This is a genomic window from Acinetobacter shaoyimingii, assembly GCF_011578045.1.
Taxonomy (GTDB): Bacteria; Pseudomonadota; Gammaproteobacteria; order Pseudomonadales; family Moraxellaceae; genus Acinetobacter; species Acinetobacter shaoyimingii.
Window position 1 is genome coordinate 3,278,661 of the sequence record NZ_CP049801.1, and the last position, 19,439, is coordinate 3,298,099.

Annotated in this window: 17 protein-coding genes and 3 pseudogenes; 9 read left to right on the forward strand and 11 right to left on the reverse strand. The window is 39.9% G+C overall.

Annotated elements, in window-relative coordinates:
* The first annotated feature begins 86 nt into the window (after positions 1-86).
* The 4 genes and pseudogenes from gacA to G8E00_RS16550 all read left to right on the forward strand — a co-directional run.
* Positions 87-722 carry a response regulator transcription factor GacA gene (gene gacA, locus G8E00_RS14925; protein WP_166012579.1) on the forward strand — a complete coding sequence of 212 codons (636 nt, stop codon included), beginning with the start codon at positions 87-89 and terminating at the stop codon, positions 720-722.
* A 37-nt stretch (positions 723-759) separates the two neighbouring features.
* A complete protein-coding gene (locus tag G8E00_RS14930) occupies positions 760-2,328 on the forward strand; it encodes a sensor histidine kinase (RefSeq protein WP_166012580.1) in 1,569 nt (522 codons plus the stop codon).
* 77 nt (positions 2,329-2,405) lie between these two features.
* Positions 2,406-3,507 (forward strand): annotated as a pseudogene (locus tag G8E00_RS14935) (sigma-54-dependent transcriptional regulator); the annotation flags it as partial.
* Between the two features lie 86 nt (positions 3,508-3,593).
* Positions 3,594-3,773: pseudogene (locus G8E00_RS16550) on the forward strand (helix-turn-helix domain-containing protein); the annotation flags it as partial.
* Positions 3,774-3,795: 22 nt separating this feature from the next.
* Here G8E00_RS16550 and G8E00_RS14940 read toward each other — a convergent pair.
* The 4 genes from G8E00_RS14940 to lptF all read right to left on the reverse strand — a co-directional run bounded on the left by G8E00_RS14940 (position 3,796) and on the right by lptF (position 8,977).
* The gene (locus G8E00_RS14940; RefSeq protein ID WP_166225869.1) at positions 3,796-4,977 is read right to left on the reverse strand and encodes a S41 family peptidase; all 1,182 of its coding nucleotides are present in this window, start codon (positions 4,975-4,977) and stop codon (positions 3,796-3,798) included.
* Positions 4,978-5,015: 38 nt separating this feature from the next.
* Entirely contained in the window at positions 5,016-6,563 is a 1,548-nt protein-coding gene (gpmI, locus tag G8E00_RS14945) for a 2,3-bisphosphoglycerate-independent phosphoglycerate mutase (protein WP_166225872.1), read from the reverse strand.
* Positions 6,564-6,806: 243 nt separating this feature from the next.
* Complete coding sequence (lptG, locus tag G8E00_RS14950) at positions 6,807-7,877, reverse strand: LPS export ABC transporter permease LptG (protein ID WP_166012583.1); 1,071 nt, start codon at positions 7,875-7,877, stop codon at positions 6,807-6,809.
* A complete protein-coding gene (gene lptF, locus G8E00_RS14955; RefSeq protein ID WP_166012584.1) occupies positions 7,877-8,977 on the reverse strand; it encodes an LPS export ABC transporter permease LptF in 1,101 nt (366 codons plus the stop codon). The genes lptG and lptF overlap by 1 nt, the downstream gene beginning before the upstream one ends.
* Positions 8,978-9,119: 142 nt before the next feature.
* Between lptF and G8E00_RS14960 the strand changes: the two genes are divergently transcribed.
* The 3 genes from G8E00_RS14960 to blhA are packed head-to-tail and all read left to right on the forward strand — an operon-like array spanning position 9,120 to position 11,643.
* Positions 9,120-10,568, forward strand: coding sequence for a leucyl aminopeptidase (locus tag G8E00_RS14960; protein WP_166225875.1), 1,449 nt, complete (start codon positions 9,120-9,122; stop codon positions 10,566-10,568).
* A complete protein-coding gene (locus G8E00_RS14965) occupies positions 10,561-10,968 on the forward strand; it encodes a DNA polymerase III subunit chi (RefSeq protein WP_166225878.1) in 408 nt (135 codons plus the stop codon). The genes G8E00_RS14960 and G8E00_RS14965 overlap by 8 nt, the downstream gene beginning before the upstream one ends.
* Positions 10,969-11,016: 48 nt before the next feature.
* The gene (gene blhA, locus G8E00_RS14970; RefSeq protein ID WP_166225881.1) at positions 11,017-11,643 is read left to right on the forward strand and encodes a cell division protein BlhA; all 627 of its coding nucleotides are present in this window, start codon (positions 11,017-11,019) and stop codon (positions 11,641-11,643) included.
* 131 nt (positions 11,644-11,774) lie between these two features.
* On the opposite strand, the gene G8E00_RS14975 is transcribed toward blhA, so the two are convergent.
* The 7 genes from G8E00_RS14975 to glnK form a co-directional block, all read right to left on the reverse strand.
* Positions 11,775-12,320: a VTT domain-containing protein gene (locus G8E00_RS14975; RefSeq protein WP_166012588.1), complete on the reverse strand. Its 546-nt coding sequence runs from the start codon at positions 12,318-12,320 to the stop codon at positions 11,775-11,777.
* A gap of 118 nt (positions 12,321-12,438) precedes the next feature.
* Positions 12,439-13,098 (reverse strand): riboflavin synthase, encoded by a 660-nt coding sequence (locus G8E00_RS14980; RefSeq protein WP_166225884.1) that lies wholly within the window; start codon positions 13,096-13,098, stop codon positions 12,439-12,441.
* Positions 13,099-13,162: 64 nt separating this feature from the next.
* Positions 13,163-14,458 (reverse strand): DNA adenine methylase, encoded by a 1,296-nt coding sequence (locus G8E00_RS14985; protein ID WP_166225887.1) that lies wholly within the window; start codon positions 14,456-14,458, stop codon positions 13,163-13,165.
* Positions 14,455-15,552, reverse strand: coding sequence for a bifunctional diaminohydroxyphosphoribosylaminopyrimidine deaminase/5-amino-6-(5-phosphoribosylamino)uracil reductase RibD (ribD, locus tag G8E00_RS14990; RefSeq protein WP_166225890.1), 1,098 nt, complete (start codon positions 15,550-15,552; stop codon positions 14,455-14,457). The genes G8E00_RS14985 and ribD overlap by 4 nt, the downstream gene beginning before the upstream one ends.
* Positions 15,553-15,595: 43 nt before the next feature.
* Positions 15,596-16,060 (reverse strand): transcriptional regulator NrdR, encoded by a 465-nt coding sequence (gene nrdR / locus G8E00_RS14995; protein WP_166012592.1) that lies wholly within the window; start codon positions 16,058-16,060, stop codon positions 15,596-15,598.
* 136 nt (positions 16,061-16,196) lie between these two features.
* Positions 16,197-17,597: an ammonium transporter gene (locus tag G8E00_RS15000; RefSeq protein WP_166225893.1), complete on the reverse strand. Its 1,401-nt coding sequence runs from the start codon at positions 17,595-17,597 to the stop codon at positions 16,197-16,199.
* 66 nt (positions 17,598-17,663) lie between these two features.
* On the reverse strand, positions 17,664-18,002 hold the full coding sequence (glnK, locus tag G8E00_RS15005) for a P-II family nitrogen regulator (RefSeq protein WP_005094485.1): 339 nt from the start codon (positions 18,000-18,002) through the stop codon (positions 17,664-17,666).
* 281 nt (positions 18,003-18,283) lie between these two features.
* Between glnK and G8E00_RS15010 the strand changes: the two genes are divergently transcribed.
* Complete coding sequence (locus tag G8E00_RS15010) at positions 18,284-18,508, forward strand: accessory factor UbiK family protein (RefSeq protein ID WP_166012594.1); 225 nt, start codon at positions 18,284-18,286, stop codon at positions 18,506-18,508.
* Positions 18,509-18,597: 89 nt separating this feature from the next.
* Positions 18,598-19,437: pseudogene (locus G8E00_RS15015) on the forward strand (YifB family Mg chelatase-like AAA ATPase); the annotation flags it as partial.
* Positions 19,438-19,439 lie beyond the last annotated feature (2 nt).

The window sequence follows — 19,439 nt, forward strand, 5'->3', positions numbered from 1 at the left end:
ATTGCTATTTTTGTTACTACAAAGCAAGCATTTTTTGCATCATGTAACAAAAATCTTGCTTTTTTAAATCATTTTAGGAGGTCTCTGTGGTCACAGTTTTAGTTGTGGACGACCATGAATTGGTACGTACTGGTATTTGCAGAATGTTAGAAGACCAGTCTGATATCCAAGTGATTGGACAAGCTGAATCTGGTGAAGAAGCGATTTCTTTAGTACGACAGCATCATCCTAATGTGGTTCTTTTAGATGTCAATATGCCAGGAATTGGCGGTGTTGAAACCACGCGTCGCTTGTTGCAGATTGCGCCAGACACAAAAGTACTTGCTGTGAGCGGACTCGCTGAAGAACCCTACCCTTCACTGTTATTGAAAGCAGGAGCTCGAGGCTATATCACCAAAGGTGCGCCCATTACTGAAATGGTCAGAGCAATCAATAAAGTGATGCAAGGTGGTAAATATTTTAGTGCCGATATTGCTGAACAGTTAGCAAGCTCTTATTTATCAGATACACAAACTTCACCATTCGATGCATTATCTGAACGTGAAATGCAAGTTGCAATGATGGTGGTCAACTGTATAAGTGCACAAGAGATTTCAGATAAACTTTTTGTGAGTGTAAAAACGGTCAATACTTATCGTTATCGTATTTTTGAAAAACTGGGGATCGATAGTGATGTCAAATTGACTCATCTTGCTATTCGTTATGGGCTCATTAAACCCTGATTTTTGATATGCTATATTTTAAAATGAGAGTAATGCTATGTCGCCTAAGGTCTCCGTACCTATATTTCAAACAATTTACCGTTTAGGCATTTCATATACCAACTATCGAGTCGTTTTGGCGTTTAGCTTAACCTTACTCTTTTTACTCACCATTAATATTCAAACCGATTATTACCAATATCCAAACTTATATTTTTATTCACTTATTGCATATATCGGTAGCAGTATTATACAAAATGTATTGCTCCGATATTTTCATCACGGCATTACCAAACAGTTTTTAGCCCTATTTTATATTGACCTCATTTTTTTGAGTTCATTGTCTTTTGCATTGGGTGGTCCCAATATTTCTATTGGTTTACTGTTTGTCATTGCTGTATTTGCAGCAAACTTTTTGCTCAGCAAAAATCAGGCATTGGTGATCACACTTATTGCTGTCATTAGTGTGATTTACCAACAACTGTTTGGAAATCTATTTTCAATTACCACGTTAAATAATATTGGTAACAGTGCGCTTTTAGGGGCTTTATTTTTTGTCTTTTATGGAATTGGACAAGTCTCCATTCAACGCTTTCAAGTTTTAGAATCATTGAATACACATCAATCCAATGAATTATTCAAACTTCAAAATATTAACCGTTATATTTTAGAACAAATTGAAGTGGGTTATTTGGTACTCGATGATCATTTTAAAATCATCGTGATCAATCCAGCTGCCTGTTCGTTATTGGGAATTTCAGCGCTGTATAGCCATCAACCGTTTCATCTGATGACTTTTCAATCTGACCTTTATAACATGTTGAATACAACGTTAATTTCTGATGGTCATCGCTTTCAGTTTAAGTCTTCTCAGTCATCTTATACTGTTGATGTTCGTGTACAAAAACTGATTGTGCCTCATCAGGCACTGACTTTACTGATTTTAGAAGATGCACAAAAACTCAATCAAAAGGTTCAACAATTAAAATTGGCTGCTTTAGGCCAACTCTCGGCCAGTATAGCCCATGAAATTCGCAATCCTCTTGCGGCGATCGTACAAGCCAATGAACTTAGCCAACAAAGCGATGTTGAACAACAACACATTTTAAGGGAAATGATCTCAAAACAAGCCAATCGTATTGATAATATTATTAAAGATACTTTAGATATGGCGAAGAACAGGAAAGTCTTTTCCACCAAAATTAATTTACATCTCTTTATGCATGAATTTCTTCAACAAGATGTTTATGACATTAAAGATAAAATTTTGCTGAATATTTCAGATCGTCCCAATATTGATTTTGATGAATCACAACTACGTCAAGTACTGATTAATTTAGTACGCAATGCCATTCGCCATAATGCAGCTGATGCCGAGCATATTGAGATTAATATCTATCCAAAACTCAACTTTATCTACATTGATGTGGTCGATTTTGGTCATGGTATAGATAAATCTGATCAATCAAAACTATTTCAGCCTTTTTTTAGTACCGAAATTAATGGAACTGGTTTAGGATTGTATTTATCTCATAGTATTTGTGAAGCAAATCAAGCGAAACTGATCTATGTAGAGCAAAAAAAACAAGGGGCATGTTTTAGAATAGAGTGCCCTATTAAAGATTAATTTAGGTATTATTTTTTGGGGTTAGGGTGAAACAGCAACCATTAGTGTTATTGGTCGATGATGAGCCAGATTTATGCATGCTGATGCAAATGACTTTGTCACGCATGGGTATTAAAACGCATATGGCGCATCATTTAAAACAAGCAAAGCACTTCTTTACTGAGTATAAATATGATGCATGTATTACAGATTTAAACCTACCCGATGGTAGTGGTTTAGACCTCGTCAAACATGTGGTACAGCATTATCCTAAAACCCCGATTGCTGTACTGACCGCTTATGGCAATATGGATATTGCGATTGCTGCCCTCAAAGCGGGTGCTTTCGATTTTATGAACAAACCCATTAACCAACAACATTTGCATCAGGTTTTACAAAAAGCCCTCCACGTTCCAGAAAGTGCATTAAATACAGCAGATTCACCAATAGAAGAGCGCGTCTTGATTGGTCATTCTGCGCCAATGAAAAAACTCAGATCGTCCATCCAAAAAATTGCACGTTCGCAAGCACCCGTATGTATCACTGGTGAATCAGGCACGGGCAAAGATGTGGTTGCCAATCTCATTCATTTATTGAGTAATCGTAGTGATGCACCTTTTGTCGTCATTAACTGTGGAGCCATCTCTGAAGAGCTACTTGAAAGTGAATTATTTGGCCATGTTAAAGGCTGTTTCTCTGGGGCCTTAGAAGACAAAGTTGGTCTGATTCAGTTGGCTGACGGCGGCAGTTTATTTTTAGATGAAATCGCTGAACTTTCATTGGCTATGCAAGCAAAGCTATTGCGTGCGGTGCAAGAGAAAAAAATACGGCCTTTGGGCAGTGACAAAGAAATTGATGTTGATTTTCGCATTATCAGTGCCAGTCATCAAAATCTTGAACATTTAGTCCAACAAGGCAAATTTCGACATGATCTATTTTTCCGTATTCATGTCATGGACATTACCATTCCCCCATTACGTGAACGTGGGCAAGACATTTTGCTCTTGGCAAATCATTTCATTGCTAAAATATGTTCCGAATGGGGAATCGAACTTAAGAAACTCAATGAGGATGCTGAAGCGTTTCTCATGAAGCAGTACTATTTAGGCAATGTCAGAGAACTGCAAAATATCATTGAAAGAGGTATCACCTTAAGTGATGATCAACTGATTGATATTGCCCATTTACAAACATCCACCATTCGCCCTATTCCTCAACCCGTTCCGATTGAACACACGCAATCTATCGAAATACAAGCATCACCTCAAACCACAATGATTGCAGATAACAAGTTGCCTGAAGAAGGTTTAGAGGAATACTTGGAAAAAGTGGAAAAAGAAGTGCTTATGAATGCCTTAAACTCAACGCATTGGAATCGAACTCTTGCAGCTAAAAAGCTTCGAATGTCGTTTAGATCCTTGCGTTATCGTTTAAAGAAATTTGGACTTGATACCGATGATGAATAAGGTTGAATACACCCATTTCATCTTAAATTTTAGATTTGAGTAATTGTTCTGCGGCATGATTCAGATAATTTTCTTCTTTCATTTCCGCAGTCAAAGGCAATTCAATATTCGGGCGAATCCCTTGACCATCAATCAAATTGCCTTTCGGTGTAAAGTAATGAGAGACCGTCATTTGTAATGCTGCGCCATCTGATAATGGGAACAACTTTTGTACAACCCCCTTACCATAACTCTTTTCACCAATAATCACCGCACGTTGATGTTCTTTCATTGCTGCTGTAAACACTTCAGCCGCTGATGCAGATCGTCCATTGATGAGTACACCGAGTTTTAATTGACTAAATTCATTGCCCGGTAAAGCTTGAAACTCTTGATCACCTTCTGAACGACTTTTTGTAGATACAATTAAGCCTTGGTTCAAAAATAAATCTGCTGACTCGACTGCAGAGGACAACAATCCACCTGGATTATTTCTTAAATCAAGTAAGACACCTTTAATTTTATTTGATTGATATTCATCAATAATTTTTTTCAATTGATTTGCTGTATCTTGCTGAAAAACTTTTACTTTAATGACTAAAATTTGGTTATTGAGCAGGATCGGTTGAATATCAGCAACATCTAACTTCTTATTACGCACTAAGGTAAATACACGACTAGAGGCTGTTTGCTGAACTTGAACCGTACTTCCGATAGAACCATCAAGTAAGTCTTTGACTTGATGCTGATTTAAATTTTTAATTTCTTGACTGTCAATTTTATAAATAGTTGAGCCATTTTTTAAACCCAATTTATATGAATCTGCATCTTCAGTTAAATTTCTGATGATCCATTGCGACTTCGTTGCATCAAAAAACACATTAAAATCAACAGTTGCTAAATCGCCTTCCGTGTATTGAATCAACTGGCGATATTCTTCTGGACTTAAATATCTTGAGTAGCGATCTAGACCACTGACCAAACCCTTTGTGGCTTGTAAAAATAACGCATCATCAGATTTTTCACTGACATAATTTTGTTTTACAACACCGTAAATTTGTACAAACTGCTGTATGGATTCAACAGGGACTTCAGCAACATCATCCACCCATTGATCATCCAAATTTGAGGCTACGGGAGCTTTTGCTTCCGCAGCCCAGACCAAATGACATCCACCCAAAAGTAAGCCTACAAATAAGGCACGATGTTTCCACGTCAATGTCATTCAGTTTTCCTATTGTTCTAATTGTCGTAATACATATTTTACGATTTTAAAGTCACCAAGTTACGGCCTTTCATTTCAGCAGGCACCGCAATGTTCATCAAGGTCAATAATGTTGGTGCAACATCTGCCAATACACCACCGTCTGCAATTTCTGCTGAAGTTGGACCGACATAAATAAAAGGAACATGTTCAGTCGTGTGCTGAGTATGCACTTGACCACTGACATAGTCCTGCATTTGTTCAACATTACCATGGTCAGCTGTAATCAGCATATGGCCTTTGTTCGCCATAACTGCATCATATACACGACCCAAACTTACATCGACTGCTTCAACGGCTTTCACAGCAGCATCAAACACACCTGTATGCCCAACCATATCACCATTGGCATAGTTCACAACCAGTAAATCAAACTCACCAGAGTTAATCGCAGCGACGAGTTCATCAGTCACTTCATAAGCACTCATCTCTGGTTTTAAATCATATGTTGCCACGTTTGGTGATGGGATCAAAATACGCTTTTCACCAGGGTATTCATCTTCACGACCACCACTGAAGAAGAAGGTCACATGAGCATATTTTTCAGTTTCAGCAATTCGTAATTGTGTCTTACCTAAGTTAGAAAGGTATTCACCAATTGAGTTCACTAAAGGTTCTGGCATATAAGCCACAGGTGCATCGATCGTCGCTTGATAACGCGTCAACATCACAAATTTTGCTAAGTTTGGAAAGACTTTACGTTCAAAACCTGCAAAGTCTTTTTCAACAAATGCTTTGGTAATCTCACGTGCACGGTCAGCACGGAAATTCATAAAGACAATACTATCGCCATCTTGGACTTTGGCAATATCACCAATACGCGTTGCTTTCACAAATTCATCGGATTCATCTGCAGCATAAGCCAATTCAAGACCTTCTACAGCTGTAGCAGCAGTACGTACTGCTTCACCTTCAGTCAATAAACGATATGCTTGTTCAACACGATCCCAACGGTTGTCGCGGTCCATTGCAAAGTAACGCCCAATCATGGTTGCAATACGACCTTGACCTGGGTATTGAGCAAATAGCGCATCTAATTTTTTCAGTGATGGTTCAGCACTTTTTGGTGGTGTATCACGACCATCCAAGAAAGCATGTAAATAAACTTTTGCACCACGTTTTAATGCAAGTTCAGCCATTGCCACAATGTGATCTTCATGTGAATGCACACCACCTTCTGACAATAATCCTAAAATATGCACGGCAGCATGATTGGCTTTTGCTTTTTCTACAGCGTCAACCAACACTTCATGTTCAAAAAAAGCACCTGTGCGAATATCCTTGGTGATACGAGTAAAGTCTTGATATAAAACACGACCCGCACCTAAGTTCATATGACCAACTTCTGAGTTACCCATTTGACCATCAGGCAGCCCCACATCTTCACCAGAACCTGAAATTAAGCCATGAGGATGATTTTGCTTCATCGCAGTTAAATTTGGCGTTTTCGCTGCAAGAAATGCATTGTCTTCGACCGCTTCACGATGCCCCACACCGTCCATAATGACCAATACGTGAGGGATTTTGCCAGCAGTTGCATCCGTCATGATTTACACTCTTTTTTGTTCACAAATTAATCGCTATATCTTACTCAATTTTTAAGTAAGACTCTATCTTAAGACGATGGCTTTGACTGATCAAAACCATCAATTTTTCAATTTAACGAAGGATTTAATACGGTTCAGTTACGCTTTAGATCAATTTAAAATCTACGTCATCTTCAACCGACTTTAATCTTCTAAAATTCAGAAAAGATTAAGGCTCAAATCACATTGATTTGAGCCTTAAATTTATTTAACGCGGTAGAGTAAATAACTACCCATAGTAAACATCAACGCAATTGGGAGGAATACGAACCACGCAGGTGATGGTGAATAGACCAAACTTGCATAACCCAAGAAATCTTGTATATAGAAGAAACCTAAGCCGACAAACAATGCGATAACTAATCGGAAGCCCATGGATTGTTGACGAAGTGGTCCAAAAATAAATGAGCAAGCAACAAGTACTAAAGCAAGTAATGCAAATGGTGAACCCACTTTTTGCCAAAATGCCAGAAGATAACTTTTCGGTACTTGACTATATTCCTGCATATATCCCATAAAACTAATCAACTGACTTGGTGATAGATCTTCGGGATCGATGGTCACCATATGCACATATTTAGGTTGCAATGCTAAAGCAACTTTTTGCTGAGAAGTTTGAATAAGTCGAGAATTTCCCTGCTCAAATACATCCAATTGACTGGCTTTGGTTAAATCCCATTGACCATTTTCGATAAATTGACCTTGCTCTGCATTGACCACAGATTTCATACGGTAATCATTATCAAAATCGACCATTTGCACATTTTTAAGCTGCCCTTGTGAGTTGGCATAATCGATATAAATATATCGTTGACCTTCACGTGTCCAATAACCTCGAACCTCGCCCAACTCAGCGACAGAACGATGACTCTTGACACTTTTCGCTTGTTCATTGGTATATGGAATCACCCATTGACTTAGAGCAAATGAAAGGATGACCAGTAATAATGCCGAGCGCATCACCCAACCGACAATTCGCCATAAGCTAATACCAGCAGCACGCATCACAATGAGTTCACTGTTAGATGCCAATGTACCCAAACCAAGTATAGAACCGATTAGGGCTGAAATTGGAAGAATTTCATACAGATAGTTTGGTGCTCCCCACAAGACATAAAGTAATGCATCCCAAGCACCATAGCCATCTTTGAGGCTCCCCAATTCACCCATATAGGTAAATAAGACCTGTAATGCCGATAAGATGGCAGTTGCACCCAACATGGCGAGCGCAGTGGTTTTTGTCACATGTTTGGCGACAATTCTACGTGCTAACATTAAGATTTCACCCGCTCAATTCGTTTCTTTAACTTCGGTGCCAATTTCTGTTTTCTTGAAAATGTTGCAGCTGCAATACCATAAACAATAAGAATGACAGGATACGCCCAAACTCCAATTTCATCTTTTGAAATACGGGTTTTTATCGCCATCAAAATAACAATTAAACTCGCAAAAATCATTAAAGCTGGAAAGAGTTTTAAATAACGCCCTTGTCTTGGTGTCACTTCAGATAAAGCAGTTGCGAGCATCAATGCCACAATGATAGAAAATGGCACAAAAATACGCCATCCTAATTCACTTGCAACAACAGGATCTTCATAAGTTCTCAAAAGCGTGCTCATTGGCAATGCTTTGACTTCACTACTCTCAAATTTAGCTTCTTTATCATTCTCTAGACGTAAACGATAAGACTCAAACTCTGTTTGTGTGTATTTCGGGCTATTTTCATGGATTTCATAACGGCGACCTTGGGTTAAATCAACCACACTTGCGCCTTTATCTTCTGTCTCTACACGTATAGCTTCTTTTGCCAAAATCATGACATCAGGTTTGCCTTCTTTTTCAGCGCGCTGATAGAAGAATACTTCTTTTAAATTTTGACGGTCATCCGACAAAGAACCAGCGTAAATCGTGTAGGGTCCCGAGGAAATAAACTCTCTCGGTCGAACCAAATCGAAGCCAGATCGTACAGCTTGTGTGGTCGTCAGTGTCTCGAATTCACGGTTCCCCCACGGAGACAACCAGATCATAAGTACAGCTTGAACAGCCAAAAATACAATCGTGAGTGGCAACAGCAGACGAGAAAGTTGTGTTTTACTTACCCCACTCCCATTTAATACTGCCATTTCATGATCTACATACAAACGACCAAACACCAACATTAAGCCAATAAAAAAGCCCAATGGTAGAATCAGCGTCAAAAACTCGGGTAGTCTGTATCCAATAATATTAAATAAAATGCCAACGTCTAAACGGCCTTGTGCTGCCACACCAAAGTATTTGATCAACCGCCCACCCATCATGATGAGTGTGAGTAGAGAAATGACAACGACAGAAGTCGATAACACTTGCTTGACGAGATAACGTCTTATAATCAAAGTAATCTTCCAAAACCTGTAAATTGGACAAGCACTAGTTTACCCTAATGTTAAAAATATAAAACCTCATTGAAATTCTATCATTGGTAGTGGTTCAATGGTTTAATGATTTAAAACGTCTCTATAGGCATATATAAAGCATATGAAACTTACCGTTAATTCATCTTCTTCTCAGAATACTGCGAACCAACGTTTATTTATTTTGGTGAGCTCAGATGATATTCATCGTCCAGAATCTACTTACCAGATCAATAACTTAAAAGCATCTATTGAAATTGCTCAATTTAAGGCAAGTTTAAATGAAAGCTTAACATTGATTGGTCAGGTTAATAATCACGCAAATACAGCGCTTATTGGTATCGATAAAGTCGCTGACTTAAAACCAGCAAAACTGGCTAAAATCGCACAAACAATCATCAAATCATCACAAAAAAAATTCAAACAAATCAGCATTGATATTTCCGCTTTACCTGCTGAGCTTCATTATCTTTTTGCATTAAGTCTGACTCAATCAGCATATACATATGATGATTACAAATCAAAAAAGAATGAATATGTATTGGAACAAATTGATTTTGTTGCATCACAATCGTCGTTAAATGATGCGCAGCTTGCTCTGATTGCTGCGGTTGAAAAAGGTCAAAGTACTGCTCGTAACTTAGGAAACTGCCCTCCAAATATCTGTTTCCCTGAATATTTAGCAGAACAAGCACTGGCACTTGCAGCTGAGTTTCCAGACTTGCTTAAAGTGACTGTTTTAGATGAACCTCAACTGACTGAGCTAGGTATGAATGCCTTCCTTGCAGTGAGCAAAGGTTCCGACCGCCCAGGTCGTGTAATCACACTTGAATATTTAGCAAATATTGAAGATGCACCTGTGGTCTTGGTTGGTAAAGGTGTTACTTTTGATACAGGTGGTATTTCATTAAAACCAGGTCTAGGCATGGATGAAATGAAATTCGATATGTGTGGTGCAGCCTCTGTACTAGGAACCATTCGCGCTTTATGTGAATCTAAACTTCCTATTCATGTGGTTGGTGCAATTGCTGCCGCGGAAAATATGCCATCGGGTCATGCGACTCGTCCGGGCGACATTGTGACTACGATGAGTGGCCAAACGGTTGAAATTTTAAATACCGATGCTGAAGGTCGTTTGGTTCTATGTGACACCTTGACCTATATCAAACGTTTTAACCCTGCTGTGGTCATTGATATTGCAACATTAACAGGCGCATGTGTAGTGGCATTAGGTTCAGTTCTATCAGGTCTATTTAGTCCAGATGATGAACTTGCCAATGAAATTCAAACAGCAGGCGAGCAATCTTTTGACCGTGTATGGCGCATGCCTGTGATTGATGATTATCAAGAGCAGTTAGATTCTCCATTTGCAGACATTGGCAACATTGGTGGTCCAAAAGCTGGTGCGGTGACTGCTGCTTGCTTCCTGCAACGTTTCACACGTGAATACCGTTGGGCGCATTTAGATATTGCGGGTACTGCTTGGAACTCAGGTGCAAACAAAGGTGCAACGGGTCGTCCAGTGCCATTATTGGTTCAATTCTTGGCAAATCGTGCGAACGTGAATGGCTAAAATTAGCTTTTATCTTTTTGAAAAAAGTCCAGAACGGCAAGTGGAAAGCACTTGCCGTTTATGTCGAAAGATTCTGCGTCAATCGGCTAAAATTTGGATTCATTGTCCTGATCAAGAAATTCAACACGATTTAGATGATCGCTTATGGAGTTTTGATCCAAGCAGCTTTTTAGCGCACGGTATAGATCAACCAGAAGCACCGATCTGCATTTCTGCACATTTACCTATGGATCAGGAATGGATTGTGTTTAATTTTAACAATCATGCCCTTGAACAAGCAGAACAATTTAGTCACATTATCGAAATTGTAGAAAATAACGAACCTGCTAAACAAATTGGGCGGGAAAAATTTAAAACTTATCGTCGTTTAGGCATAACACCTCAGACACATAAGTTATAATTTCAACATGTTGTATCATAAGTTTACAGTTCAATAAGGAGATGTGCGGTGGCACTGAATGTCGGTCAAAATTTTAAACAGCGATGGCTCAGTGCTCCTGAGGCTGTACGCCAAGCATTTTTGGACGACTTAAACCGTGTTAGTGAACTGCTACAACCTGAGTCCAATATTCAACAATGGCTTGAAAATGACCAGCGAGCAATGCAAATTGCTCAGTTGAAAGTTGAGGAAGCTTATGCTGAAGAAAAAGCGCGTCTCATTGAGGCTGCCAGAGTACGTAAACAACTGGCCTTAGAGAAATCTTTAGCAGAAAAACGCCATCTAGAGCAGGTCAAAACACAGCAACTTCTCCAAGATGAAGTGCAACAATACCAGCATCAAACAGAAAAACTTCAGCATCTTCGTCATGATATCGATGCTGAGATAGCTGAATATAGCCAACGTTATAGCAAAAACCCAGATCAACCCGCAGTTGATTATTCACGTGGGCATTTTTTAGTGACTGATACTGAAATACATACTGAACTGGACAGCATTCGCTTACGACTTGAGTTGGAAGCTGAAACTCAGATTGAGGAAGCTGTAACAGCATTTAGAAATAAATTGATTCAATCTGCTAAGGAAGAAATTGATTATATTTTAAAAAATTCAGATTTGGTTGCTTCCACAAAATAGTCAATATGATTTAAATCAATCGATTCAAAAAACCCCAACATGGGGTTTTTATCATTGATGTATAGAAATAAAGTTTATTCTATTGAGTATTCAGAATACATAGATTGAATCTAAAGAAATTTCAAAAAAACTCAGAAGAAATCTATAATGGATGACACCAAATTACCCGTTCCATAACCAATTGCAAGTAGAAGTGTTATCCAAATCCAGCCACCTAAGACGTTATACAACATAAAACTGGCATAACTCATATAGCCAGAACCAGCTGCAAATGGTGCAATTGAGCGCATAAAAGGAATAAACCGAGCCATCATAATCGTCTTACCACCATGCTTTTCAAAATATGCTGTGGTTTTATCAATATATTCGGGTTTAAACCATCGAGGATGCCTTCTAAAGAATTTAAGCCCCAGCACACGCCCAGTATGATAATTAATGGTATAACCTAGCACGGCGGCAATAAACAACAGCACACCCATATAATGCAAATGGATCAATGCTGTGGTTGAACACAAAGCACCAATGGCTATGAGCAAGCTATCGCCAGGAAGAAAAAATAGAAAGACTGAGCCGGTTTCACCCAGAATGATTAAAAACAGAATGGCGTAAATCCAAAGACCATAAGTTTCTAAGAGAGTCGGTAAAAGCTGTTCCAAATGCAGCAAAAAATCAATCATTACCACGTATCCGCTGCATGTTGTTTCTCCTACATCTTGCTTTCATCAGTTAAAACGCAACATTTCGCCAAAATAAAACAGCCTAATAAATTAGGCTGCGCGCTATTCTAGACCCTTTTTACCGCAAAAATCCATTCGCAGCTAAAAATTCCATGCTCAGTTTAGATTCTGGTTTCTGTTCGGCGGCTTTATCACCTAACAACAATCGCTCGATATATCGTGCTAAAACATCAACTTCTAGGTTAACTTGCGTCCCCGTTTTCCATGTGCCAATGTTGGTTCTTTCCGCTGTATGAGGAATCAGATTTAAGCTTAAAATATTTCCACGCAAGTGGTTAATGGTCAAACTAATACCATCTACAGTGACCGAACCTTTTTCAGCAAGGTATTTTGCAATTTCTACAGGTGCAGTCACTTCAAAATATAAAGACCGTGCATCTTGGCGAACCACAGTAATTTCACCCACTGCATCCACATGTCCACTGACAATATGACCGCCAAAGCGAGTAGTCGGCAACATGGCTTTCTCGACATTCACGGGCTGACCAACTTTCCATTGGCCCAATGTCGTACGTTTTAAACTTTCACGAGACACATCTGCTGCATACCAGTTGTCGCCCCAATCGATTACAGTAAGACAGATACCATTGGTGGCAATGGAGTCACCTAAGTGAACATCAGACATATCTAAGTCAGTTTGAATGCGTAAGCGAACATCTCCACCCACATTTTGCAAACTTTCAACCTTGCCTAAACTTTCAATAATACCTGTGAACATAACTGTGTCTCAAAATGCAATTTAGGAGCCATTCAAGCATGGCTTTTATACTTGAGGCATCTTTTTACCACAAATCTAATTGTGTAGCGACACCTGTTGTATCTACACCACCCAACTCAGCATAGTGATGTAATTGACCTAATAACTGGCGAATCGGAGGTCCAGATTTGGCGTGTGTGTCGGTAATTACAATAAACTCAAGTACACGCGCGCGTTCAGACTGGCGTTGCTTGCTGACACGATAACGCGGTACATCTTGGGTCAATAAGGTGACGCGTCCACGTTCCAAATTGGCTTTCAGCAAATCACCTGCTTCAATATTTCCATCCGTTGAATAACTGGTCAAAATATACCGAGCATTAATGGTTTGTAATAACTTTTCATAGGCTTCTTTGGCATGTTTTGAAGAGTTATAAGGACTTGGACGCTCTTTACGCCATGCACGGTCAATCCCGCTCTTATAGCCTTTGGTATCTGGCGTCGGTAAATCAACTTGATCCCAAAGCGTTAAAGCATTCAGTACATGATAATTACTGCTATAGGCATGCTGATTATAAGGCGGATCTAAATAGGCAATATCCACCTCAAATCCACTCATTTGACTCGCTAAGTGTTGTGCATCGACACACCACATTTCTGCCATAGGTACTTTAGGGTCACCGATCTCACAAAAACGGCTCGGAGTTAACCACAACAGAGACTCAATTCGTTCTAATGCTGTTTGCGTTTTACCGCCCCAACCATGGTGGAAACTTTTAAATACACCACTGGTATTACTGACAAAACTGGCTGAATATAAAAGTGGTGATAACAAAGCACTCATTTCAACATCATCAATTGCACCCTGAGCTTGCCAAGCTGCAATTTGTTGACGAATGGCATCTATGCGCATTCCATTACGGCGCTTAAAGAATAATCGATCACGCGTCGGATCATAAATTTCATCATTACGCGGACATAAATTATGTGTCACCCACCCTTTCACTTCAGGTAAACGGTTCAAATAATCAATGGCTTTTTGATACCCACCCAACTCTTTAAATGCTGGTGCGTCAGTACACGATAAAATCGCATTGTTGAGTGCATGACTATAAGGTTCCCAGTCATTGGCAATCACACGATAGCCATTTTGACGAGCCAGTCGTGAAACGACACCACTACCTGCAAAGAAATCAGCAAATATCGGTGCTCGTCCCTTTCCAGTATTGTTGAGTGTCCCCGTACTCTCTAATGCTTCTAAAATCAAATGCAACAAACGGCGTTTATTGCCTAAATAGGGTACCAATTGATTAAATAAGTACTCATCTGTGGTGCGTGCTGCATGACGACGTTTATGGTAAACCGTAGACTCTGAATTCATACTGACTCTTGAGAAGGGATAAGCTTCAAGCGAATATCATCTCCGATTTGAGTGACTTCTTTTAACTTGAACCGAAGTTGTTCTGTCATACTGACAAAGTCAGCATTGAACATGGCACGTGCGGATTGACCAAGGAATGTTGGTGCAACATAACTGATGAGTTCATCGACTAAATTTTCTTTTAAAAATGCAGTAGACAATGTTGCTCCCGCTTCGATCAATACATCATAAATTTGAAAATCTTTAAGCGTTTTCAACACATCTTTTAAAGATTGGACATCCAACTGAACCACACCCAATCTAGCAAGTTCTGAACGGAAAGGACCCATCACCATCACGGTTTCAGGATTCTGTAAAATTTTTGCCGTTAGAGGTAGTCGACCTTGGCGATCTAAAATAACACGTTTAGGTTGCACAATTTGTTCTAGATTTGCATGTTGTAGTTCACGGACATTCAATAGGCAATCGTCTGCTAGAACTGTTTCAATCCCTGTAATGACTGCGCCAGATATAGCACGCCAATGCTGTACATCACGTCTAGCTTCTGGTCCTGTAATCCATTTTGATTCACCTGATGCCATTGCAGTTCGACCATCGAGGCTTGAAGCAACTTTTAAACGAACATAAGGTAAACCTGTCGACATGGCTTTTAAAAAACCTAAATTCAGTTGCTTCGCTTCTTCTTCACAAACACCCACGATCACATCAATGCCTGCTTGCTTTAGAATTTCGACGCCTTTCCCTGCAACCAAAGGATTAGGGTCTGAACACGCCACCACAACTTTTGCCACACCAGCTTCAACTAAACCTTTGGCACAAGGCGGCGTACGTCCATAATGCGCACAAGGTTCAAGTGTTACATAGGCTGTAGCACCTTGAGCTAAATCACCGGCTTGACGCAGTGCAAATACTTCAGCATGTGGTTGACCTGCTTGAGGATGAAAACCTTCACCCACCACTTGACCGTCTTTAACGATCACACAACCCACATTGGGATTTGGACGAGTTGAATATTGTCCCTGCTGAGCCAATACAATCGCACGTTGCATCCAAACTTGATGTTCTTGGATGAGCTGTTGATTTAACTCAGACATATATTTCTCAAGTAAAAACCTTAAAAAGAAAAAGCAGAATTAATTAGTAATCCTGACCACGATGTTGCATTTGTTCAATCTGACGTCGAAATGCTTCAACATCTTGGAAGTCTTGATAAACCGAGGCAAAGCGAACATAGGCAACATGATCTAAAGCAAACAGTGCTTGCATCACGATTTCACCAATCGTACGAGAACGAACATCACGTTCACCGAGTCGGCGTATTTGCAGTTGAATATCACTCACGACAGCTTCAATTTGTTCTTGAGTCACTGGTCTCTTTTGTAGCGCATGCATAAGCGAACGACGCAATTTTGCTTCGTCATAAGGTTCATTTTTACCATCTGACTTCGTGACACGAGGCATCACCACTTCAAAACTTTCAAAGGTGGTAAACCGCTCATTACAACTAATACATTCACGACGACGACGTATTTGACAACCTTCAGCAGCGAGCCGCGAGTCGATGACTTTACTATCAGGGGCATTGCAAAATGGACAGTGCATAGCAGTTTAATTGAACAATTTGTGTATTCCTTAGTGTAGCAAAAATATATTCGATTGTTGAGCATTACGCAATATATAGAAAAAAAACAGCCCATATGGGCTGTTTTATACAATATATTGATTTCGTTTTTGGATATTACTCGATACGTTCGCCATGTTGACTTAAATCAAGACCCATCCGTTCATCGTCAGATTCAACACGGATACCAATCACAAGATCAATCACTTTAAGAATAATGAAAGTGAGGACTGCAGAGTATGCAATTGTTGCCAATACACCTTCTACTTGTACCCATAATTGTTTCATGACATCAGCCGGTGCAGCGTCGCCCATAATGAAAGGGCTTGCAAAGAAAGCTGTGAGGATTGCACCCACAATACCACCGACACCATGTAGACCGAATGCATCTAAAGAATCGTCTGCTTTTAAAGCACGTTTCAAAGCAGTAATACCCCAGAAACATACAACGCCACCAATTAGACCCATCGCTAAAGCGCCGCCTACAGTGACATAACCAGCAGCAGGTGTAATCACCACTAAACCAGCAACCGCACCAGAAGCACCGCCTAAGATAGAAGCTTTACCACGTACGATTTTCTCAGTAATTAACCATGCAATCGCTGCCGCAGCTGCTGCAACTTGAGTGACGACAAGCGCATAACCCGCAGAGCCATTCGCACCAAGGGCAGAACCGCCGTTGAAGCCAAACCAACCAACCCAAACTAAACTTGCACCGACAACGGTCAATGTTAAGTTATGTGGCGCCATGGATTCTTTGCCGAGTCCCATACGTTTGCCCAGCATATACGCCGCAACAAGACCTGCAACACCAGAGTTAATATGAACGACTGTACCACCTGCGAAATCGAGTGCACCATCGTTACCTAACCAACCACCACCCCATACCCAATGTGTAATTGGAGCATAAACGATAATTGACCAAACGGTAATGAAAGCGACAAATGCACCAAACTTCATACGTTCAGCAATAGAACCTGTGATGATGGCAACGGTAATAATCGCAAAAGTCATTTGGAAAATAACAAATAGAATTTCTGGAATACTTCCAGACAAGGCATCAGTGGTAATCCCTGAGAGCATGAATTTATCTAAACCACCGATAAATGAATTACCTTCACCAAATGCTAAGGTATAACCCAATGCAACCCATGTAATACTCACGACAGCAGCTGCAACGAAGCTATGTGCCATTGTACTGAGGACGTTTTTCTTACGAACCATACCGCCGTAAAATAATGCGAGACCTGGAATAGTCATCAGAAGCACTAATGCAGTTGATACCAAGATCCAAGCTGTATCACCTGTATCTAATTTTGCTTCTTCTTCAGCAGGTGCTGTTGTTTCAGCTGGAGCAGGTGCCGCAGCTTCTGTAGAATTTGGTGAAGATGCTTCTGCGGCACTTGCCACAACCACATCTTCTGTAGGAGTTGGTTCTGATACCGCGCTTTCTGCCCAAGCAACAGAACCACCTAAAAGTGCGCCAGATAGACTCAGCGCAAGTAGCATTTTTTTCATTCGTATCCCCCAACCTATTTTTTTGCGAGTTATGCGCTACTCAGCAAACTTCATGCCAATTAAAAATTAGACAGCGTCTGCACCAGTTTCACCAGTACGGATACGGATGACTTGTTCTAAGTTAGTCACGAAAATTTTTCCGTCACCGATTTTGCCTGTACTTGCAACACGGGTAATTGACTCAATGACTGAATCAACCATGTCATCACTGATTGCGATTTCAATTTTTACTTTAGGTAAAAAATCAACGACATATTCAGCGCCACGATATAATTCCGTGTGTCCTTTTTGACGACCAAAGCCTTTCACTTCAGTTACGGTAATGCCTTGAACGCCAATTTCAGATAATGCTTCACGAACATCATCTAACTTGAATGGTTTTACAATTGCTGTTACGAGTTTCATGTTGTTTTCCTTCGGCTTTTTTCACCAGTAAGGTTTTATGTTCAAATTTCATGCCAAAACTTCATAATGGTTGGGGACGATTAATCCGTTCAGGCATGATTTATATTTATACCCTATTTTATAAGGGATAATTAGACTAAGTTCTAAAAAATCGTACAATTTTTTCATGGAAATTTCTGGGGCATTGATCGAATTTATCTATGTTATTGAATGAATGCTATGGACAGTAGACGGGTGATGCTCCACAATTTAGACGTTATTTATCGATATTCGGATTTTTTATGATTGAGACACTTTTACAAGCGATCATGGAGCAACTAGATCAACCCAAAAAAGATCTAGAACATAACCTTCGCGCACTGTTAATGGAAACAGTCACCAAGATGGATTTAGTGTCTAAAGACGAACTTGATCGTCAAAAGATTGCTTTAGACAATGCCAATGAACGTTTAATCGAACTTCAAAATCAAATTAAAAGTTTAGAGGCACTGATTCAGCAAAAATGAGCTAAATTGCATCATTTTTGTGCAACAACATTCCAATAATGATTAAAAATAAAGCATTTTTATAAATAAAAAGAAAAGTGGTACAAAAAATGTCATTTGCAAAAATTTATACGCGTGGTCTGCTCGGACTTCACGCACCTCTTATTGAAGTAGAAGTTCATGTAAGCCAAGGTTTACCCTCACTCACTATTGTTGGGTTACCTGAAGCAGCAGTTAGAGAAAGTAAAGATCGTGTGCGTTCCGCCATCATTAATAGCGGTTTTCAATTTCCAACCAAGCGTCTCACCATCAATTTAGCACCAGCAGATTTACCCAAAGATGGATCTAGACTTGATCTTCCCATTGCACTCGGGATTCTAATTGCATCAGGTCAACTCCCCGAAAATACAACAGATGATTTTGAATTTATAGGTGAATTGGCTTTGGATGGACATCTTCGACCAGCCAGCGGAACACTTACCATTGCCATGGCTTGTCAAATGGCTGGTCACAATCTGATGTTACCGAGTGAAAATGCAGATGAGGCGAGCCAGCTGCCCAATATCAAAGTATTTAGTGCTGGTCATCTTAAAGCCGTTTGTGATCATTTTCTGGATCTGCACAAAATATGTGCAACAAAATCTTTAGAAAAATCATTTGAAAATCAATACAAAAATGATCTAGTCGACGTTAAGGGTCAACTTAGACCTAGACGAGCACTCGAAATTGCAGCGGCTGGTGGTCACTCTTTATTGTTTAAAGGGCCTCCAGGCACAGGTAAAACGCTTTTGGCTTCACGCCTATCGAGTATTCTTCCACCGCTGAGTGCTCAAGAAAATTTAGAAGTTGCCAGTATTTATTCTATTTCGAATACTCGACATAGCTTTGGACAACGTCCTTTTCGTGCCCCGCATCATACCGCTTCGGCAGTCGCATTGGTGGGTGGTGGCTG

Excerpts from the sequence above, each read along its gene's own strand:
- nrdR (WP_166012592.1), bottom strand. The coding sequence starts at position 16,060 with ATGCACTGTCCATTTTGCAATGCCCCTGATAGTAAAGTCATCGACTCG.
- G8E00_RS15000 (WP_166225893.1), bottom strand. The coding sequence starts at position 17,597 with ATGAAAAAAATGCTACTTGCGCTGAGTCTATCTGGCGCACTTTTAGGT.
- G8E00_RS14985 (WP_166225887.1), bottom strand. The coding sequence starts at position 14,458 with ATGAATTCAGAGTCTACGGTTTACCATAAACGTCGTCATGCAGCACGC.
- G8E00_RS14930 (WP_166012580.1), top strand. The coding sequence starts at position 760 with ATGTCGCCTAAGGTCTCCGTACCTATATTTCAAACAATTTACCGTTTA.
- G8E00_RS14980 (WP_166225884.1), bottom strand. The coding sequence starts at position 13,098 with ATGTTCACAGGTATTATTGAAAGTTTAGGCAAGGTTGAAAGTTTGCAA.
- gpmI (WP_166225872.1), bottom strand. The coding sequence starts at position 6,563 with ATGACGGATGCAACTGCTGGCAAAATCCCTCACGTATTGGTCATTATG.
- G8E00_RS14960 (WP_166225875.1), top strand. The coding sequence starts at position 9,120 with ATGAAACTTACCGTTAATTCATCTTCTTCTCAGAATACTGCGAACCAA.
- G8E00_RS14975 (WP_166012588.1), bottom strand. The coding sequence starts at position 12,320 with ATGATTGATTTTTTGCTGCATTTGGAACAGCTTTTACCGACTCTCTTA.
- lptG (WP_166012583.1), bottom strand. The coding sequence starts at position 7,877 with ATGTTAGCACGTAGAATTGTCGCCAAACATGTGACAAAAACCACTGCG.
- G8E00_RS15010 (WP_166012594.1), top strand. The coding sequence starts at position 18,284 with ATGATTGAGACACTTTTACAAGCGATCATGGAGCAACTAGATCAACCC.
- G8E00_RS14965 (WP_166225878.1), top strand. The coding sequence starts at position 10,561 with ATGGCTAAAATTAGCTTTTATCTTTTTGAAAAAAGTCCAGAACGGCAA.
- G8E00_RS14940 (WP_166225869.1), bottom strand. The coding sequence starts at position 4,977 with ATGACATTGACGTGGAAACATCGTGCCTTATTTGTAGGCTTACTTTTG.
- ribD (WP_166225890.1), bottom strand. The coding sequence starts at position 15,552 with ATGTCTGAGTTAAATCAACAGCTCATCCAAGAACATCAAGTTTGGATG.
- glnK (WP_005094485.1), bottom strand. The coding sequence starts at position 18,002 with ATGAAACTCGTAACAGCAATTGTAAAACCATTCAAGTTAGATGATGTT.